At 46.3% G+C, this 18,464-nt stretch carries 14 protein-coding genes, 1 tRNA gene and 1 pseudogene; 10 read left to right on the top strand and 6 right to left on the bottom strand.

Annotation, left to right across the window (positions count from 1 at the left end):
- Positions 1 to 149: 149 nt before the first annotated feature.
- The 3 genes from B5D35_RS14375 to B5D35_RS14365 all read right to left on the bottom strand — a co-directional run bounded on the left by B5D35_RS14375 (position 150) and on the right by B5D35_RS14365 (position 2,107).
- The gene (locus B5D35_RS14375; RefSeq protein WP_078753245.1) at positions 150 to 410 is read right to left on the bottom strand and encodes a PnuC protein; all 261 of its coding nucleotides are present in this window, start codon (positions 408 to 410) and stop codon (positions 150 to 152) included.
- A gap of 509 nt (positions 411 to 919) precedes the next feature.
- Positions 920 to 995: transfer RNA gene (locus B5D35_RS14370), tRNA-Asn, on the bottom strand.
- 140 nt (positions 996 to 1,135) lie between these two features.
- Entirely contained in the window at positions 1,136 to 2,107 is a 972-nt protein-coding gene (locus B5D35_RS14365; RefSeq protein ID WP_078753244.1) for a Gfo/Idh/MocA family protein, read from the bottom strand.
- Between the two features lie 221 nt (positions 2,108 to 2,328).
- Between B5D35_RS14365 and B5D35_RS14360 the strand changes: the two genes are divergently transcribed.
- From B5D35_RS14360 to B5D35_RS14335, 6 genes are all read left to right on the top strand, one after another.
- A complete protein-coding gene (locus tag B5D35_RS14360) occupies positions 2,329 to 2,991 on the top strand; it encodes a hypothetical protein (protein WP_078753243.1) in 663 nt (220 codons plus the stop codon).
- 190 nt (positions 2,992 to 3,181) lie between these two features.
- Complete coding sequence (locus B5D35_RS14355) at positions 3,182 to 3,784, top strand: SEL1-like repeat protein (protein WP_078753242.1); 603 nt, start codon at positions 3,182 to 3,184, stop codon at positions 3,782 to 3,784.
- 73 nt (positions 3,785 to 3,857) lie between these two features.
- The gene (locus tag B5D35_RS14350; RefSeq protein ID WP_078753241.1) at positions 3,858 to 5,792 is read left to right on the top strand and encodes an alkaline phosphatase D family protein; all 1,935 of its coding nucleotides are present in this window, start codon (positions 3,858 to 3,860) and stop codon (positions 5,790 to 5,792) included.
- A 56-nt stretch (positions 5,793 to 5,848) separates the two neighbouring features.
- Positions 5,849 to 6,112 carry a DUF2960 family protein gene (locus B5D35_RS14345; RefSeq protein ID WP_078753248.1) on the top strand — a complete coding sequence of 88 codons (264 nt, stop codon included), beginning with the start codon at positions 5,849 to 5,851 and terminating at the stop codon, positions 6,110 to 6,112.
- Between the two features lie 399 nt (positions 6,113 to 6,511).
- Positions 6,512 to 8,515: a GGDEF domain-containing protein gene (locus B5D35_RS14340; RefSeq protein WP_078753240.1), complete on the top strand. Its 2,004-nt coding sequence runs from the start codon at positions 6,512 to 6,514 to the stop codon at positions 8,513 to 8,515.
- Positions 8,516 to 8,600: 85 nt separating this feature from the next.
- On the top strand, positions 8,601 to 9,716 hold the full coding sequence (locus B5D35_RS14335; RefSeq protein WP_078753239.1) for a PQQ-dependent sugar dehydrogenase: 1,116 nt from the start codon (positions 8,601 to 8,603) through the stop codon (positions 9,714 to 9,716).
- Between the two features lie 365 nt (positions 9,717 to 10,081).
- On the opposite strand, the gene B5D35_RS14330 is transcribed toward B5D35_RS14335, so the two are convergent.
- The gene (locus tag B5D35_RS14330) at positions 10,082 to 11,389 is read right to left on the bottom strand and encodes a glycoside hydrolase family 18 protein (RefSeq protein WP_078753238.1); all 1,308 of its coding nucleotides are present in this window, start codon (positions 11,387 to 11,389) and stop codon (positions 10,082 to 10,084) included.
- 327 nt (positions 11,390 to 11,716) lie between these two features.
- On the opposite strand from B5D35_RS14330, the gene B5D35_RS14325 reads away from it, so the two are divergent.
- The 3 genes from B5D35_RS14325 to B5D35_RS14315 all read left to right on the top strand — a co-directional run bounded on the left by B5D35_RS14325 (position 11,717) and on the right by B5D35_RS14315 (position 15,336).
- Complete coding sequence (locus B5D35_RS14325) at positions 11,717 to 12,220, top strand: hypothetical protein (RefSeq protein WP_078753237.1); 504 nt, start codon at positions 11,717 to 11,719, stop codon at positions 12,218 to 12,220.
- A gap of 122 nt (positions 12,221 to 12,342) precedes the next feature.
- Positions 12,343 to 13,197, top strand: coding sequence for a lipase family protein (locus B5D35_RS14320; protein WP_078753236.1), 855 nt, complete (start codon positions 12,343 to 12,345; stop codon positions 13,195 to 13,197).
- Positions 13,198 to 13,656: 459 nt separating this feature from the next.
- Positions 13,657 to 15,336: a YncE family protein gene (locus B5D35_RS14315; protein WP_078753235.1), complete on the top strand. Its 1,680-nt coding sequence runs from the start codon at positions 13,657 to 13,659 to the stop codon at positions 15,334 to 15,336.
- Between the two features lie 60 nt (positions 15,337 to 15,396).
- Here the strand turns inward: B5D35_RS14315 and B5D35_RS14310 are convergent, their stop codons facing one another.
- A complete protein-coding gene (locus tag B5D35_RS14310) occupies positions 15,397 to 15,855 on the bottom strand; it encodes a YaiI/YqxD family protein (RefSeq protein WP_078753234.1) in 459 nt (152 codons plus the stop codon).
- A gap of 68 nt (positions 15,856 to 15,923) precedes the next feature.
- Complete coding sequence (locus tag B5D35_RS14305) at positions 15,924 to 16,262, bottom strand: c-type cytochrome (protein WP_078753233.1); 339 nt, start codon at positions 16,260 to 16,262, stop codon at positions 15,924 to 15,926.
- A 369-nt stretch (positions 16,263 to 16,631) separates the two neighbouring features.
- Between B5D35_RS14305 and B5D35_RS14300 the strand changes: the two are divergent.
- A pseudogene (locus B5D35_RS14300) lies at positions 16,632 to 18,449 on the top strand (PhoX family protein).
- Positions 18,450 to 18,464 lie beyond the last annotated feature (15 nt).

The following is an 18,464-nucleotide window of genomic DNA, read 5'->3' as shown; positions in this document are numbered from 1 at the left end:
CTTACAGGACTGGGTATGCCTGAAACTCAGTATATTGCTTAAGAACCGAACAACTTTAGGCTGCCATGTCTTCCAACCGAATTAAGCAACAAAGCCAAAGCCAACTGTTTTTCGTCCGTTTAAGCAACTTGTTAGTTGCCATTTCGCGATTAAATTGATTCTGCTTGTTGTTCGGAAACAGCTACAGGCTTAGACCACTTCATGATCGCGCGAAGATTCATGCCCATAAAAATTAGGTTTGCGATTACCATTGCCATACTGCCAGTAAAGTAGCCGACAGCAATCCAACTCGAATTTCCGCACATCATAAGAATAAATCCAATTTTATTCTTATTGCCTATTTGCCAAATTGCTAGAAAGGTAAGCACCATAGCAATCCAGTCTATTCCGTAAAATTGTAAATATTCCATATTACTCCTGGCAACTAACAGTGTATTAGACACCTAAAGTGTCCTTCAATAACAAGCCACTGTATTTTAAATGTGACTTATCCATTGATTACTATATGATTTTTCACCGTGTCATAAATCGGCTTGTAAAAACACCCCTTCAAGGTTTGCCTTTGGCATTTTGGGATGACTGTGCGCATCAATGCTGGAAAATAAGGTTCGGATTCCAAATAATTGGGCAAACGGAGTTTTGGGTTACAGCTCTATGCTGTTTGAACGTGATAAACGAAGTTTCGATAAGCCAGAATTGAGATGATTTACAACAGCAATGCCTATTCACATAGTCATCTTGGTGGCCAGTTAAAAATGAGTGGTTAGATTGGGGCTTCTGAAATGAGAAAGGCCCCGTCTTTCGACGAGGCCTTAAATTTAGCTCCCCTGTATGACTTGACGGGGCCGCCTAGGCTTGCGACATATCGCGAAGCGATACTCTCAAGCAGATGATTCGTAATCAAACCAATCATTAAATTTGGCTCCCCCTGCAAGACTTGAACTTGCGACATACGGATTAACAGTCCGCCGTTCTACCGACTGAACTAAGGGGGAATTGAACGTGTTCCTTGGAACGACTCAGATATTATGGAATGCTCGGTGTGCTTGCAAGCACTAATTTGCCTGAAAGGGCGTTTTTCGCCTCAACTGAACACTTTGCAATCAAAAATCATATAAAAACAACCAGTAGCTGCTTAGCTGATTAATATTTGCTCCATCGCCCACGTCGTATTTCTCCCGCTCTCACCTAAGCTTGGATGGGTTTTCTCGCCTTTCAAATGCGCGACCAAATTTTCAACATGATAAAACTGAACGGCCTCTGGGTTGGCGATATTACTGACCCGTGATTCCTGGCCATCCAACGTAAACGCCTCGTCACCAAAGATGGAGCAAACAATTTTCCCTTCGCTACCGATGATTTCGACCCTATCTTCCCGCGTTGAGGCAGCAAAACTCCAGTACCCCGAACCCAGTACGCCGGACTCAAATGCAAAGCATGCAGACACCGCATCTTCGGCCTCGTAGAAACCTTGTTGGTTGACGGACAGCCCCTTTGCATTCGAAATGTTACCAAACCATTGTTGAAACAAGTTCAATCCGTGACTTGCCAAATCTACAAAATACCCACCACCAGCAATGTCCGGATTCACACGCCAATTTGGCTTTCCTGCTACATCATCGGGATTGGGTGCACGATGATACGTCCAGTGTACGTGTCTCACCTTGCCTATCAGGCCATCAGCCAACCATTGCTGCACTACGGCAAACCTTGGCAAAGAACGGCGATAATACGCAACGAATAAAGGAACCCCTGCTTTTCTAAATGCGGAAAGCATGATGTCACACTCTTTTGTATTCAACGCCATCGGCTTTTCTACTACACAGGGTTTTCCTGCTTCCGCCGCCATTAAGGCATAGCCAAGATGACTATTTGGCGGCGTTGCAACGTAAATCGCATCAACATTGGGATCAGAGACCAATGCCAATGCATCCGTTGTATAACGCGCGACTTGATGACGTTGGCAATAGTCTTTGGCCTGCGCTTCACGCCTTGCCATCACCATCTCTAACGACGAACCATCCACTTGCCAATAAGCAGGGCCACTTTTCCGTTCTGTGACACTTCCACACCCGATCATTCCCCAACGAACAGTTTTACTCGCCATACACGAATATTTCTTTCACCACATCTCCCCTTTGCACCTCTAATCAAGATAAATTAATTATATTCCCATCTTTGATACAAAATAGTTTTTGAATCCACTAGCATCGTCAGTCCACTTTTTCATCAGATGCCAGCTAGGACGCATTGTATAAGCCCTGTGACGCTTTTTCCGGAAGAAAAGTCTGTTGAATTTAAGCGTTCATGATTCTTGGGAGTACATCAATGCCATCTCGCAATAACCAAACCAACACCCTATTAAAAGCACTCTGCCATTTTTTCTCCCTCGCGCTATTGGTTGCATTGCCTGTTCTTGTTGTTCAAATCGACATTGGTGTTCTTCATAACGGCCTTTCAGAGCAATCACTGACTGAATATCTAGAAAATGTTCTCCTTGTATCAACCATAGCGTGCTACGTATATATTGCCGTTAAGAACCCCAGTTTCCGCCATTTCGGCATGCTGGTAGCTGGTTTTTTTCTCTGTCTTTTTATCAGAGAATTAGATAAATGGTTTGACGATAACTTTTGGCATGGCTTCTGGGTTTACCCCGCCGCGCTTGTCGCCGCCACAGCCCTTATTTACGCGTTAGCCGATCGTCAGGCCTGTTTGAGCAGTTTCACCCGATTTGTAAAAAGCCGCAATTTCACTTTCTTGTGCCTCGGCCTCTCTATTCTTCTGGTGTTTTCCCGCTTGTTTGGAATGGGGGCACTTTGGCATGACATTTTGACAGATGGGTATGTGCGGACAGCGAAGAATGTCGCAGAGGAAGGTTCGGAACTGCTGGCCTATTTTTTGATTTTCTATGCGTCTCTTCGATATGTTTGGGACTATTGCTACCTCTCGCAGCATAGCCATGAAGCCAGTCATCGTGTGATATACAAATAAACGCGGTCTCCTCCCTGTCTATCTATAAAGCCCCATCCGCCAAATATGGGGCTCGCAAACTCTTCTTCCCTATCCATGAAATCTTAACCAAGACAGCTGAACCATTCCCAATAATCCCAGTATTGGGAGCATTCAACACGATTACTCCGTTTTTATACTGGCATTTTGTCCGATAATTCAAGGAAGAAGTATGAAGTGGTTACTTCCTGTCATTCTCTTATCTACGGTTGGCTGTACCGAAGATGTAAAAAATGAATACACACAATGCCCTACCCTTCAGAATTACTCCGACGCATTTCTTGAAAGCGACTTTTATCATGGATGGCAACATCTAAAACGAGGAGAGCACCCTCGACAGCATTGCGATCGGGCTTTGCCTTACTTTGAGTCGGGTGTGAAATCGGAAACTGTCTTCGAATTGTCGACACTCTACGTCGACTTTTGCAACAACAAGCACGCGTCTTCCGGGCTAACGCAAAGCAGCATCTATAAAAACCAGCGGATGCCGACTGGCGTGGACTATGACGAGTTTAAATGGGTACTGGATCTCGCGTTATGCAGCAGCCCAGTCGAACAATATGCTTTGGGCACCATGTTGTACAACGGCTTCATCACAGACAAGGACACAGAGAAAGGTATCTACTTTTTGACGCTGTCAGCGCGACAAGGTCACCACCAGGCGCAACGTTCACTCGCGGATGCATTAGACGCCATTGGAGAAAGCGATATCGCCATGCATTGGCGGGAAAAAGCCACCAAAGACAACCAAGCGCCAAACGATCTCACTGATTAATCACTCAGCCCACTACAAATCGTGCGCTATCGGACGTAAAGTGATGGTATAGACGAAGAAATTAGAGATTCGCATGCCATCTTCTTTGCCCCTCTTTCTTGCAGGGCCGATTTTAAGACGTACAACGAAAAATGAGATTTGTCTGTGGGCGATAACCTCCGCACCATTGGACGCTGATTTTGTTTTATACCACGCAGACGATTCTGCGCCGTTTTTTTCTCAGCCTTTTAGCCAGGTTCATCAACTCCCACTTGGTCACCAATGCTATGCCATTCTCGCCGAATTTAAGACAGAAGGTGAGGTACCGTGCGATGTTGCATGCAGCTACGACATTCTATCCGGTGGCCAATCTCTGCTCGAAAACCTAGAGCAGTTTCTTTATCCCGGAGAGAAGCGGCCCACCTTTATTATTTCTTCCAAAGCGACCAATATTGCGCATGGATCATGCCGCCATCCACACCACCAATGTGACGATGCACTTGCAGCGTTAGACAGAAAGTATGCGGAGTTAGAGATTTCTCAACGTGCTGACATGCTAATCATGAGTGGTGACCAAATATACGCTGATGATGTCTGTGGCCCACTCATGCATGCCATTCGACAAAGCGTTGAATTGCTTGGTTTACACGATCAAGCCTTTGACGGTGAAATAATCAACCACTGTAGCGACCTCGCCACTCACAAAACCGCCATTTACTCTCGCGCAGCTATCCTGCCTAAAACGCGCGTCAATCACGGCTTTATTAAGCGATTCTTTAAAGCAGCGCCCGAGCCCGTGTTTAGCTCCCGCACGCTGGCCAATCACTTAATCAGTTTCAATGAATTTGTGGTCATGTACATTCTGGTATGGTCGCCCGCGCTTTGGCGAGAACTGGCGCTTCCTCGTGCTAGTGAGGTCGAGCTTAGTCACGCCAAACAGAGTGCCCGATGGGACGCAGAACGAGAGGAACTGCAAACATTCTGCGCCACTCTGCCAAATGTGCGAAGGCTAATGGCACATATTCCCACCTACATGATTTTCGATGACCATGACATCACCGATGATTTCAATCTCACCGTGGGTTGGGAGAAAGGCATTAACAGCTCCACATTCGCTCAGGCCGTGATCACAAATGGCATGTTGGGGTATTTCTTGTGCCAAGGTTGGGGTAATAACCCCTCAGCATTTGACCACACTTTCATGGGTACCGTTGAGCAGTTCGTCGCCAAACCTGACGTAGCAAATTTTGCGCATGTCTCTCAGCTTCTCCAGCATTTTGAGCAATGGCACTACACCGTTCCAACCACGCCAAAAGTGGTTGTCATTGACACACGCACCCGTCGGTGGCGTTCAGAATCCAGTGACAACAAACCCTCAGGGTTGATGGACTGGGAATCGCTCATGGACTTTCAGCAAGACGTTTTTAACAACGATGCCGTCGTGGTCGTATCTCCCGCGCCGATGTTTGGTGTCAAGTTTATCGAGACACTGCAACGCATTGTCACCTTCTGCGGACACCCTTTGGCGACAGACTCAGAAAACTGGATGGCACATCCAGGCTCTGCCAATGCGTTGCTAAATATTTTCAAACATCCCAAAACACCCAAGAACTTCGTGATTTTGTCCGGTGATGTTCATTACTCGTTCGCCTACGATATCCGTCTGCGTTTTCGTAAGGGGAGCCCGCGTATTTGGCAAATCACATGCAGCGGTTTCCGCAATCAATTCCCCGAGCCTTATCTCTCCATTTTCGAGTGGTTTGACAGAAAATTGTTCTGGCCGGAATCGCCATTAAACGTGTTTACTCGCCGAAAAAGAATGCGTATAGAGCGCCGAAAACCGGACAATGGCAGTACACAATATTTTGTGAATGCTGCTGCTGTCGGAGAGGTCACATTGAATCTCGATGGTTCACCCGCGTCGATTGGCTTACTGACGAGCAAAGGGGAGCAAGTGACATTTCAAGCCAATGAAAAAGCACAACGTGAACACGTAAAACCCTCACTGGATCCCCTTACTCGGGATTGACTTCAATGGGCGGCTGGGAAATACTCCGCCCTTCGAAATTTGCCACAGGTGCCGCTATGTCACGTCAACTTCAATATACCTACAAAAATGAAACGAAAACCATCACGTTTTCGTTCCGCCAGTATCACTCTGCGCATGAGGCTGCGGCAGCCGCTGAAGGTATCGACCTTAGCGACTTTTTGAAGATGGAACGTCAATTGGAAGTCATTGCAGATGGTAAAGCCGTCAAAAGCCATCGTGACGCCTATTTCAACAAGCTGGGATTTAGCAAAATCATTTTGTTAAAGAAAGAAGCAGAGTCGATTAAAGACAAACGCTAACTGCTTCTTCTCCAAGCTCAGCGAACACTATTTTTCGCTGGGCTTGGTCTGCTTTACACCAAAATATCCTGGTTTTCACATCACCCCCTAACGATCTTGAATCACTACCTTCTCTTCTGTCCCTCTATGGAATCGCGGTGTTAAACCTAAATTTTCCCAAAATGGGCTTCCTCTCTGCTAACGCGCTGATTACGCATTAAAACCTTGGTACAACAAAAGGCTGAATTGTCCTCAGAGATCAATTGGAAGCGTGAAAAAACAATTATCACTAACTACGCTTAATGACGACGGATCTGATTTGGTGTCCGAGCACAGTCACCCGAGGCTCAAACGTGTTGGACAGAGCTAACACTTCACATCGATAAAACTGGCAATGACATAGTTAGGGAAGCTCACTCAATGTTCATACGCGTTTTCAATCTTCTGACTTTTCTTATTTTTTTTATTTTCACACCGGTTTCACACGCCACAGCAGAAAAAACACAATCGTTTGAGAAAACACTCAACGGCGTACAAACTATTCTGTATTCCGTACCTATCAAGGCAAAAGCCCTACTTACAAAATTGGAAAAGGTAGAGCTTAAACAAAACCAACCACTGCCTTTGCTTGTTAGGTATTACCTTCAAAAGTCCACCGTAGAACTGCTCTTAAATAACCCTGACAGTGCCATTGAATCTGCAACACAGGGAATAGAGTTGGCAAAAGGCGACCCGCTTCTTAATGCAGACCGTTACCTGATGCAGTTGCGACTGAGCCAGGCACGCATATTAAAAGGAGAAGAGGCGCTCGTTCTCGACCAATTAGACAATCTTCTCTCAGAATCGCAGGCGTTAAACGATCCTGCCGTTACCGCAGAAATCTTATTGGTCAAAGGCCAAGCCTACAAAGCGCAAAACGAATACGACATCTCGATGGCTGCCCTCATGAGCTCGTTAGAAGCAGCGAAAGCCACCGAAGATAAAATCTTAATAGAGCGCATCGCTTCCAATCTTGGTGGCATACTTGTCCAACTCAACGGCTTTGATAAAGCATCCTTACTGCTGGAGCAGTCTTATCAATTCTTCCAGACACGTAAAATGTCGTTCAACCAACTTCTGGTTAAACTCGACATGGCCGAGTTGGCAAGAAAGCAAGGAAACAACAAGCAAGCACTCTTAGAATACAAACAAGCACTTCAAATTGCCCAAGTGCTTGGTGATGGTTCACATCGCTTTCGCATTAACCTCCAGATTGCCGATTTGTTGCTGCAATCGGGTGATACCAAAAATATGATGCGGTATCTTAAATCAACAGATAACCTCAGAGAGCGCGAGACTATCCGCTTCTACATCAGTAAATATAACCACCTCAAAGCAAACGAGAGTCTGATCAACGGCGACTACCCTGCAACCATTGAAATCATTACCCCTTTGATCGCAGAGCTTAGCCAACTTCAACGCTTATATCGCTCTGAGCTTGCTTTGTACCTCGTTGCTTCTAAAGCGTACTTTGGTCTTGAAGATTACAAAAATGCTTACCTTACTTTGCTTGATTACCAAAATCGCTTTAACACCTTTAGTGCTGATGAACAGGTCGATAACCTAGAAAGACAACAAATGTTGTTTAACCTCGAAAAACTGAAAGCAGAAAATCAACATTTAAGCTGGAACAACGTATTACAGACACTTGAGCTAAAAACCAACGAGCAGAAGGTGGAATACCTCAATCTCCTCGTTGTTCTGGGCATTGCTGCAACCGTCATTGCCTCGTTAATTGCACTATGGATAAACCGTCGACGTATTCGTTGGGGAAAAATCGCCAATACCGATAGCCTAACTGGGCTACATAATCGCCGCTACCTCGCAGGACAGCTTGAACGATTGCAAAAAGAAATGGCGACGAGCAACTTACCCGTGGGTTGCTTGCTACTGGATATCGACTATTTCAAAACAGTAAACGATACATACGGCCACCCAGTGGGTGACAAAGTACTGATGGGTATTTCAGAGTTATTTAAAAACAACTTGAGGCGTGACGACATTTGCTCTCGTGTTGGTGGCGAAGAATTTATGCTTCTTTTACCGAACAGCGGCATTGAAGAAACGAACATCATAGCAGAAGACCTTCGCCAACGTATCAGCAACGAGGTATTCACGTCCGAAAAAGGCGATACCTTTGCAGTGACTGCCAGCTTTGGCTCTATCTCCGCAAACCCCACGCAGTCGCTTTCCGAGCTATACAGTATTGTCGATAAGCTACTTTACCGAGCCAAGCAAAATGGTCGAAACCGCGTTGAAACCTTTTCAGCGTCAGATGACACAAATACATCCCAATCTGCATCTCATGAGCCCATGAGCATCAATGCACGCTTTTCTCGCCGAGTCAGAAGGTTAAAATTTCGAGTCGCGCAACATTTTAGCTGATGAGGCCACGCGTCAGCGGCGTAAGATACATGGAGGTCGCCTTTGCGAGAAGGCTTCTTATGGCCTCCATTGGAAAGGAATCGTAATGCGCAAATTTGCTTTGATCGCGGTAATACTAACCGCCCTCCCCCCGGCGACTTATGGCGAAGCCATCCATTCGGACAAACACGAATTCGTCGTCGAGACACTCGCAAGTGAACTTAACCATCCATGGTCTCTTGTTTTTCTTCCCAGTGGAGAGATGCTGGTATCAGAGCGCAACGGTCAGTTGGTAAAAATTGACCGCAACGGCACTTCCATCCCCATTAACGGACTCCCTGAAAACCTCGTTGCCAGAGGACAAGGCGGGTTATTAGGGCTCGCCCTTGCCTCCGATTTTGAGAAAACTGGCACCGTCTTCATCGCATATTCAGAAGGTGGTGAACATAGAAAATCAGGAACAGCGGTGGCAAAAGGGACGCTATCAGGCACCGAACTGACTCAGATTCAAACGCTGTTCAGCCAGCAACCGAAACTTGGGGGCAGTCGTCATTATGGTGGGCGATTGGTTGCGACTGATAATTCACTGTTTGTCGCGCTTGGAGACAGAGGTAATCAAGACAAAGCACAACAAAATAATTCACACACAGGAACCCTCGTTCGTCTTACTTATGATGGTGCTCCTTATCCAGAAAATCCGTATACACATCATGCTGAGGTATTGCCTGAAATATACAGCTACGGGCACCGAAACATTCAGGGAATGACCTTGAGCAATGATGGGAAAACACTGTGGACGCATGAACATGGTCCTCAGGGTGGTGATGAGTTAAACGCCATTACTGCTGGAGCCAATTATGGTTGGCCCACGATTACTTACGGCGTCAATTACGGCACGGGAACTTCAATCGGCATTGGTACGGAAACTGAAGGCATGAAGCAGCCCATTCATTATTGGGTACCGTCAATCGCGCCATCAGGAATGGCGATGATTCAGGGGAGTCAGTTCAAACACTGGGCTGGTGATATTTTGCTTGGCTCTCTGAAGTTCGGTCTGCTGGTACGTTTAGAGATGGAGAAGGGTGTAGTCGTTCGCGAAGAACGCATGCTTGACGGAAAGTATGGGCGTATTCGCGATGTTATCGAAGGACCCGATGGGTATATTTACCTCCTTACAGACAGCTCCAATGGCAAAATACTGCGCTTAGCCCCCGCACCTTGAGCAACTCACCACCAACCACTCAATCCGTAAAGATTTATGTACAAGCATAGATTTTCAATTCTGCTGCGAATTAAGTGTGAATTTGGAAGTGCATCTCCAAGAAATTTATGTAACACCAAGTTTTGCAACGTAAAAGTGATGCTTAGCCCAACGTTTGATAAAGATTATGCAACTCGTTATTCACTCATGGACACGTATTTCTCAGACGACTATAGTCTCACCATACAAATAAAAACGAAGTCATCTTTGCTTGCTGAAAACGAACAAACCCCGCATTTGCGAGGTTTAGTTCTTTCTGGGGTACACAATATTAAGCAAAAAAAACACCGCGCCTTAGCGCGGTGTTTATGCATTATGCCCAACCGCTACTTTTTCGCAGTTTTGCTATGCATGACCTCTGCCATCACAGCAGAAAGTTCATCATTTGGATCGCCCGAAAGTTCCCACGAGAACACACCAGCCAAACCTTGCTGTTTTGCCCATTCTGCTTTCGCTGTTATTGAGCGTGCATCTTCAAAAGAGATAAAGACTTTCTTCTCAGGGTTCCAAAGATAAGGAGCTTCAGATTCTTCATCATAGCCATATTGGTAGCCTTGAGTTTTGCCATAGTTCTTCTTAAGATCCCAATACATGAAGTAACCCGGCTCTCCCGTACCAAAGCTGGCCCCTTTTTCAGAGGACAGATCGGCGCTGGTTGTTGTGCCATCAAATTGGGAACCTTCCCATCCTCGGCCGTAGAAAGCAGCACCCAAAACGATTTTCTCTTTCGGAACACCAAGATCAATCATTTGTTGAATAAAGACATCCGCACCCATGCCCCACCAACTGCGGTCAGTTGCGTGTAGATTAGTTTGGTGGCCTGTTTGTGTACCCCAACCACCGAGGAAGTCGTATGTCATCGCAAACATATTGTCCATCAAAGGCCCAACAACTTCCCAATCCATGTATGCCGCTCTTTGACCAACACCGACAGCAGTCGATAGCTCGTACTTTTTACCCGTTTTCTTAGAAAGCGCATCTAGCTCCGATCTTAGTGACGTGACCAGTATCGTGAACGCTTCTTTTTCCGCAGCTTGCTGCGCTTCAGCCATCTTGGTTTCTGGGTTCCAAGGTGACGTTGTCAAACCACCGCCCCCTGGGTATTCCCAGTCAAGATCAATCCCGCCAAAGAAATCGTACTCAGCAATAAGCTCAACTGCCGTTTTCGCAAAGTGTTTAATTGATGCTTCATCTTTTGCCATTGCATGGAAAGGTTCAGACATCGTCCAACCACCAAACGAAGGCAAAATAGTTACGTCAGGATTTTCCGCTTTCAAATCCGCGAGCTGTGCGAAGTGGCCTTCATACGGTACTTTTGCTCTTACTCGGCCAAAATCTTTTTCAAGTGCAGATTCTTGGTCAACCACAATAGCGGTGAACGGCTCTTTTCCTTTACATGCTTCTTTCACTTGTTCTTGAACCAGCTCTGAAGCACCCGTGTGAGGACCACACATGCTCAAAAAGGCATAAATGATGTGCGTTAGGTTTTCTGCTGGAATGTCATCGACCACATACGGATTATCTTTATTCGCGTATTGCCAATCGGCGAAATAGCCACCTACAACGTGATTTTCTGCAAAAGCTGGCGCCGCCAAACAGGCAGTCAATGCTGCGCCTGCTATTATCTTCTTCATACAAACTCCTTGTGCTGTACACCTAGTAAACGTCTAATTATTAAACGCTTTTACTATGAGAAAACATTGCTTAGCCTAGGATTACCAAATTCGTTGTCGCCACAATGCCAAGTTTGCGACCATCTTAGTTATTCGTAATTGAAACGCATGTAACGAAAGGCTTTTTTGGACTACAACGCACATTTCAAACCTTTTCAATAAGGTCTGCTATCCGTTTGGAAAGCAACAGCGATTCCGTTTTGGCAACTGAAACGGTATGCTTTTCTCTCTTTCTGATTAAACGATAATTGTAGATATCTGGCAGTATCGACATTCAAGGAAAAAACGTTGAGTAACCAACTCATTAGCATCGATATATTTTACGTTCTAGAAAGGTTATTGCCCGGAAAGCGCACCGTCGAACTTTTCCGTAAAAACACTAAACATTTACCTGTCACCACCTTAACGCTAGAACATTGTGACTCCGCATCTGCCCTGCAGCTCGCCTTGTATAAGCATTGCAAAAACTACGCATCATTCTCGCAAGGGCAACCGCTTTCAGACGACTATGCTATTGACGGTAAAGACGACGAAATTCAACCAGCGACAAACATCATCGCCGCTTTTATCCGAGGTTCCTATTGGTGGGTAGAACACTACCTTGAGATTTATCGAGAGGATTGGAGTGAAGATCAAAAGGCACAATGGCTCAAGGATTTAAAATTGCTAGTGCGGGTCATCATTGGTATCGGTAACGCCAGAAAAGCCGAGTGGATCATCCGAAACCACGGCGCGATTAAGGCGTTGACCTTCAACACACATATCACTCCCTTTCTTCAACATTACGACTAACTTCGTCAAGAATGCACAGCACCAAAAGGGCTGTGCTTTCCCCTTTCTCAAGCTGTCGTCGATTCGTCATCATTCCCTTTTATACTTCTAACCTTTGAATCAAAATAAAGCTGAACCCATCGTTGAAACGGCTTAAACGCTACCAATACGAACGCTACGCGATTCTCTGTCGGGATGCGTACCCAAAAACGTTTGACCATCTGCAATACGGATTCTCGCCGAATGGCAGAAAAGACATTCGTAACCGGTGGGGACAAACTATTATCCGCGTGCTTTGGCGCGACGACGGCGACGTTGTCGTGGTGTTTAAAGGATCACAAAGTGTTTGGGATTGGCTTCTAAATTTGGTGTTTATCCCCAGCCGCGTTGATGCGCCACAACACGTAGGGCATGTTCATTGGGGCTTTCAGTTTCTCCTCCAACAACCCAGTCGCGTAAGGCGCCGCTTTTTACATCGAGACTTTGTAAAGCTCTTTACAAGCCAACAAGCAGACTTAGAGCTCTCAATGCAAGGCGGCGATTTCCAAGGTCACTCGGTGATAGAAGCACTTGAATCGAGCGTATTCCCGCTACTACAGCAAGGAAAGCAGATATCAATGACGGGGCACTCGTCAGGGGGAAGCATGGCAATCATCGCTGCGGAAATCCTAGAACAAAAATACCCAGACGCTATCAAGCGCGTTGTTACCTTTGGTCAGCCAGCCACAGGATATTGGGACTTCAAACGCTTATACCGCCTTCACAGCAAAACCTATCGTATTTGTTGTGATGTCGACATCGTGACATTTCTTCCCGGTATCCCCTTTGTATTTTGGCACGTAGGCGAGCTTCTTTGGCTTCACAACAACCGAATTTATCGCAACATGCCTTCGCTCATTCGTATTGTGCGCGTTTTGACCAGCTGGCTACTTCGTCCGATTGCTTACCACTTTATGGACAAGTACATTCGCCGAAAAGACTATTTTGATAAGCATTAGGCTTCTCATATTTTCTCAATTACAAACCAAATGCTTAGTCAGTGAGTCTCATTGTACGGTTGCATTTACACATTGCCGTATCCTTTGATACCCGTCCCCGCGAAAAGAACGTTGAATGAAGTGTGGTATTTCACGGTTCATTCTTTTTTAATCCACACTTTCATACTATCTGCATTCACGTCCAATTTTTGACTCATCTGATTCTAATTCGTATAGCCCTTGAGACTTATGTTGTTTTAATTAAAAACACTATAAATCCAAATGTCTCATACATGAGAAAGACATCCCCTCTTTTGATCAATACGCTCAGTGCAATTGGTTGGTAACACAGCTTGCCAGCTTAATTTTGTCTTACTCGACACGGAGCTGACCGGGACACTGGTTAAGAGGAACTAAGCACCTTAAGCGTTTCTCATTAAAGAGTAAGGTTCGCGAATTGGAAGGGATGAAGGTAACACCATGATGAAGAAGACACTGCTTACTGCAGCAATCCTCGCAGGTACAATGACATCCATACAAGCGATGGCAAGTTGCGCAGGTAACGTATATTCCATGAACGCAGGCCGTGGACACATCGGTCTGTTAATGGACGTCCAAGAGCTCAAAAAAATGGGTTCTAACTATTATGGCGACTCCTCGACGCGTGAGGAATATCATTCCCGCGCATTGTTCAGTACATCAACCATGTCCTATGACCCTATTACTGACCGCCTCTACTATGCCAGCGCACCGCAGCCAACCTCTTACCACATTAGTGGCCCTGAGAATGATGTTACCGCAGAAGAGTATAAAAACCTCGATCTTCACGCGCGTACATTGAAAGCCTATCAACTGGGCTATATGGACCCAGCAACCGGCAATCATGTAGCCGGACCAACCACAACGAAACAAATTCTGCGCATGGCGTTTAATCCTGATTCTGGTGAGCTGTTCGCATCTGATTCTCAAACCATTTTTAAAGTCGACCCTTCAACAGGTGCGACGACCCATATTGGCAACTTCCCACAAGACCTGAAAAATGGCGGTTTTACTAATTGGGGTGATTTCGTTTTCCAGGATGGCGAACTGCTATTTGTTACCAATAACCGTACCTTTTCGGTGAATACCACCAACGGGTCATTAACCATGAAAGCGTTTCACTTCATTGATTTCGTGACATCAGCAGCATTGGACCAAAACGGCCAATTGATGGTGGCAGCGAAAAACCAAAACGTATCAGGTAACGTGAACAGCAACCGATTGTTCCGCTTAAAACCATCCACTGGTGAGAAAGTAGCCGTTGGCCTGTTTCCAAGCCGTATCAGTGCCATGGGTACGGTGACGTCAGAAGACCATACCTGTTACGACAAAACCGTGTTCCCGAGTGACGAAAAATCAGAAGTTTCTGGGATTTCCGCCAACGCTGGCTCAGTAAATGAAGGCTCGACGGCGTACTTTACCGTGTCATTTGATAAAGCCACTGCAAACGACACGACGAAGCTGACCTTGGCCTTGGTTAACGGCAGTGCGGTCCTTAACAGTGACTACCGAAATACTGTTGCCCTGCTCTACTCTGACAACACAACGGGTACAGCCACGGTGTCTTCATCCGGCACGCAAATCACCCTGCCAGAAGGCGTAACCAATGTGCGCGTTGGTGTACCAACAGTAAACGACTCGACACATGAAAATAACGAGTACTTCACTGTTCAGGCTTGGATCAATACAGACAAGAGCGACCAAGGTTCGGCGAACGTTACCATCATTGATAACGACCCAGACATCGATACACTGCTACAAAATGCAGCCAATAACAGTGGTGTTGCTTGGCACGGTAGCCGAGGTGGCAAGTGGTTTACGAAAGACCAATGGATTCGTGGTGTTCACGCAAATATTGGCGGAACCATTCCTGCTGGTACAACGTTAGAGTTTTACCAAACCGGTGGCTACTTACGCAGTATCTCTATCTCTAGCGGTGGTAAGTACTACGAACAACACGCAAATCATGAGCGTTACTACTATGCGGGTGATATTGCATGGGCTCGCCTGAAAGGCCCTAACGGCAAGTACTACAATGTGAAAACAGGCCACCGTGCACAATTACACTGGAACAAGAACGTGAACTGTTCAAATGGCTGTTGGAGCAAAATCCACAAATAATTGAGCCACGCAAGCAAAAAGGGAGCCTCGGCTCCCTTTTTAATTTCAACTGTTAGAGCCCTAACGTCGCGCTTTACTGCGTTGCAAGAACTTATCAAGTTCGTTCGCAAACATTTGGCGATCCTGTTGGCTAATCGTCGCTGGCCCACCTGTTTGAATACCGCTGGATCGTAGCGTATCCATAAAGTCGCGCATGTTAAGACGTTGGCGGATATTTTCTTTCGTATAAAGCTCGCCACGTGGATTTAACGCTACTGCGGCCTTGTCGATAACTTCAGATGCCAGGGGTATGTCCGCGGTAATAACCAGATCACCCGCTTCTACGCGTTGTACGATTTCGTTGTCAGCAACATCAAAGCCTTTTTCTACCTGCACACTGCGAATAAAGCGCGAAGGCGGAGTTCGTAAAGGCTGATTCGCCACCAAAACCAACGGAGTTTCGGTGCGATCTGCGGCACGATAAAGGACTTCTTTAATTACTGTTGGACACGCATCTGCATCCACCCAAATCGTTGTCATAATGGTCTATCTCAAAAAAGTTTGAACGAACAGTATCAGCGAGGGCTTTTTAGCGCAATCAAAGCGTGTTATTCAGGCTTACCCGCCGGTTGAGATGCATAGAACGCGGCGATGTCCGCCATGTCTTGTTCAGATAAAACCGTCATCTGCTGTTTCATCATCAACCCCAATGCGTTTGTACGCTCTCCGTTTTTATACGCCATCATGGCGTTGTAGAGGTAAGTAGCATTTTGGCCGTTGATGTGAGGGTAAGCATCAACGTTTGTATACCCTGTTGAACCATGGCAAAACTGACAGGTATACGCTTTTTGTTGGCCCGTTTCGGCATTGCCTTGGGGTGCCGCAATCGCAGTGCCTGTTGATAGCACCAGAGCGACGAGCGATAACGTTTTTATTTTATTGAGCATGCTTGTTTCTCCTTAAAGCACACCTAGCATGTATCACATCTTCTTTCTTCACCTTGTGTGGGATCAATCTAACGCCGCAATTCCCCCTAAACGTTTCACTTTCCGCGCTAAAACGAGGCTAATATCCACCTAAGTGCGCATACTACCTGGATTTCACGTCGTTTTTATAGCGTATGTCGTCCATATGACATCTTTTCTTCATTTCGCTTTCACTAACATTTAACAATGAAGCACCAACATTCGCTTCCATAACTATTCAAAAGTCGTGTTAATAAAATAAAGGAAGATACCGTGAGCGAACATACTCAACACAACGATCAACGTGAATTGGACCACGAACCCGAATTTAACCGTTTCATCGATGCTGCCATGAACCGCCGCAACTTTTTACGGACTGCCAGTGCTGCCGGAACGGTTGCTTTTTTCGCAACGGTTCCGGTTGCTAAAGCCGTGGCTGAATCCATGGACAACAGCAAACTAATGGGCTTTACCGCTATTCCCGCGTCAACCGCCGATACCGTTATCGTGCCTGAAGGCTACATCGTGGAGAGAGTCGTATCTTGGGGCGACCAGCTGTTTCCCACCTCGCCCAAATTTGCCCAAAGCAACGACTCGAAAGCACAAGAAATGCAATACGGTGACAACACGGATGGCATGACCTTCTTCCCTTTATCAGAAGATCGCGCCGTTCTCGTTGCAAACAATGAATACACCAACAATAAATATCTCTACACCCACTAAGGCAAAAACATCACAGCTGATGATGTGCGTAAATCTCAAGCTGCTCACGGTGTTTCTATTATCGAGTTGGTTAAAAAGGACGGTAAATGGCAAGCGAATGTGGATGGCCGCTTGAACAGAAAAGTCACCGCATATACCCCAATGGAAATGACTGGACCTGCTGCAGGGCATGATCTGCTGAAAACGGCTGCGGACCCATCAGGTAAAAAAATCCTAGGGACCTATAACAATTGTGCAAACGGCCAAACACCTTGGGGAACGTACCTAGCGTGCGAAGAAAACTTCAATGGCTATTTTGCTGCCTCTAAAGAGGTAGAACTTAATGACGAATACAAACGTTATGGTGTGAAGAACAAAGATTGGGGTTACGACTGGTGGAAGCATGACGATCGTTTTGATATTTCCAAAACACCCAATGAGCCGAATCGCTTCGGTTGGGTCGTAGAAATCGACCCCATGGATCCAAATTCAACGCCAAAGAAACGCTCCGCACTTGGACGCTTTAAGCACGAAAATGCCGCAATGACAATCAATAGTGATGGTCATGTTGTGGTCTACCTCGGCGATGATGAGCGCGGTGAACACCTTTACAAGTTTGTTTCCAAAAACAAATACAAGCCCGGCAATCTAGCGGCTAACCGAGATCTGCTTGAAGACGGCACCTTGTACGTCGCTAAGTTTACCGGCAAAGAAGGTGATTTGAACGGTCAAGGCGAATGGGTTGAACTGTCGTTTGGAAAAAATGGATTGACGCCGGAAAACGGATTCAACAGCCAAGCTGAAGTGATGATTTTTGCGCGTAAAGCGGCATCTCACGTCGGTGCAACCACCATGGACCGTCCAGAGTGGGTAGCTGTACACCCTGATAACAAGACGGCGTTTTGCACCCTGACGAATAACAAATATCGCGGCGTAAAAGAAACACAACCACTCAATATCACTAACCCTCGCGAAAAAAACCCGTATGGCCATATTATCCGCTGGGCACCGAAAGGGGGCGATCACACCGCGTCTGACTTTGACTGGGATATCTTTGTGATGGCCGGTAACCCTGAAGTGCAAGAAGGTCTGATGGCTGGAACGCCTAATGTCAATAAAGACAATATGTTCAACAGCCCTGACGGTATTGGATTTGACGCGGCTGGCCGTTTATGGATTCAGACTGATGGTAAATATTCGAACGAAGGCAAGTTCGCCGGAATGGGTAATAACCAGATGCTCTGTGCTGACCCAAGTACGGGAGAAATTCGCCGCTTCCTGACTGGCCCTATCGCGTGTGAAATCACGGGACTCGCGTTCTCACCAGACTACAAAACCATGTTTGTCGGTATTCAACATCCTGGCGAAGGTTTAGCTCCCTCACACTTCCCAGATGGCGGTGATTCCGTCCCGCGTTCGACCGTTATGCGTATTACGCGTAAAGATGGTGGAGTCATCGGGGCGTAAGCCTCTCCCAAAATT

Source organism: Enterovibrio nigricans DSM 22720 (assembly GCF_900167155.1).
Taxonomy (GTDB): domain Bacteria; phylum Pseudomonadota; class Gammaproteobacteria; order Enterobacterales; family Vibrionaceae; genus Enterovibrio; species Enterovibrio nigricans.
The sequence above is the reverse complement of the archived record's forward strand: the minus strand, read 5'-3'. Positions and strand labels throughout refer to the sequence as shown.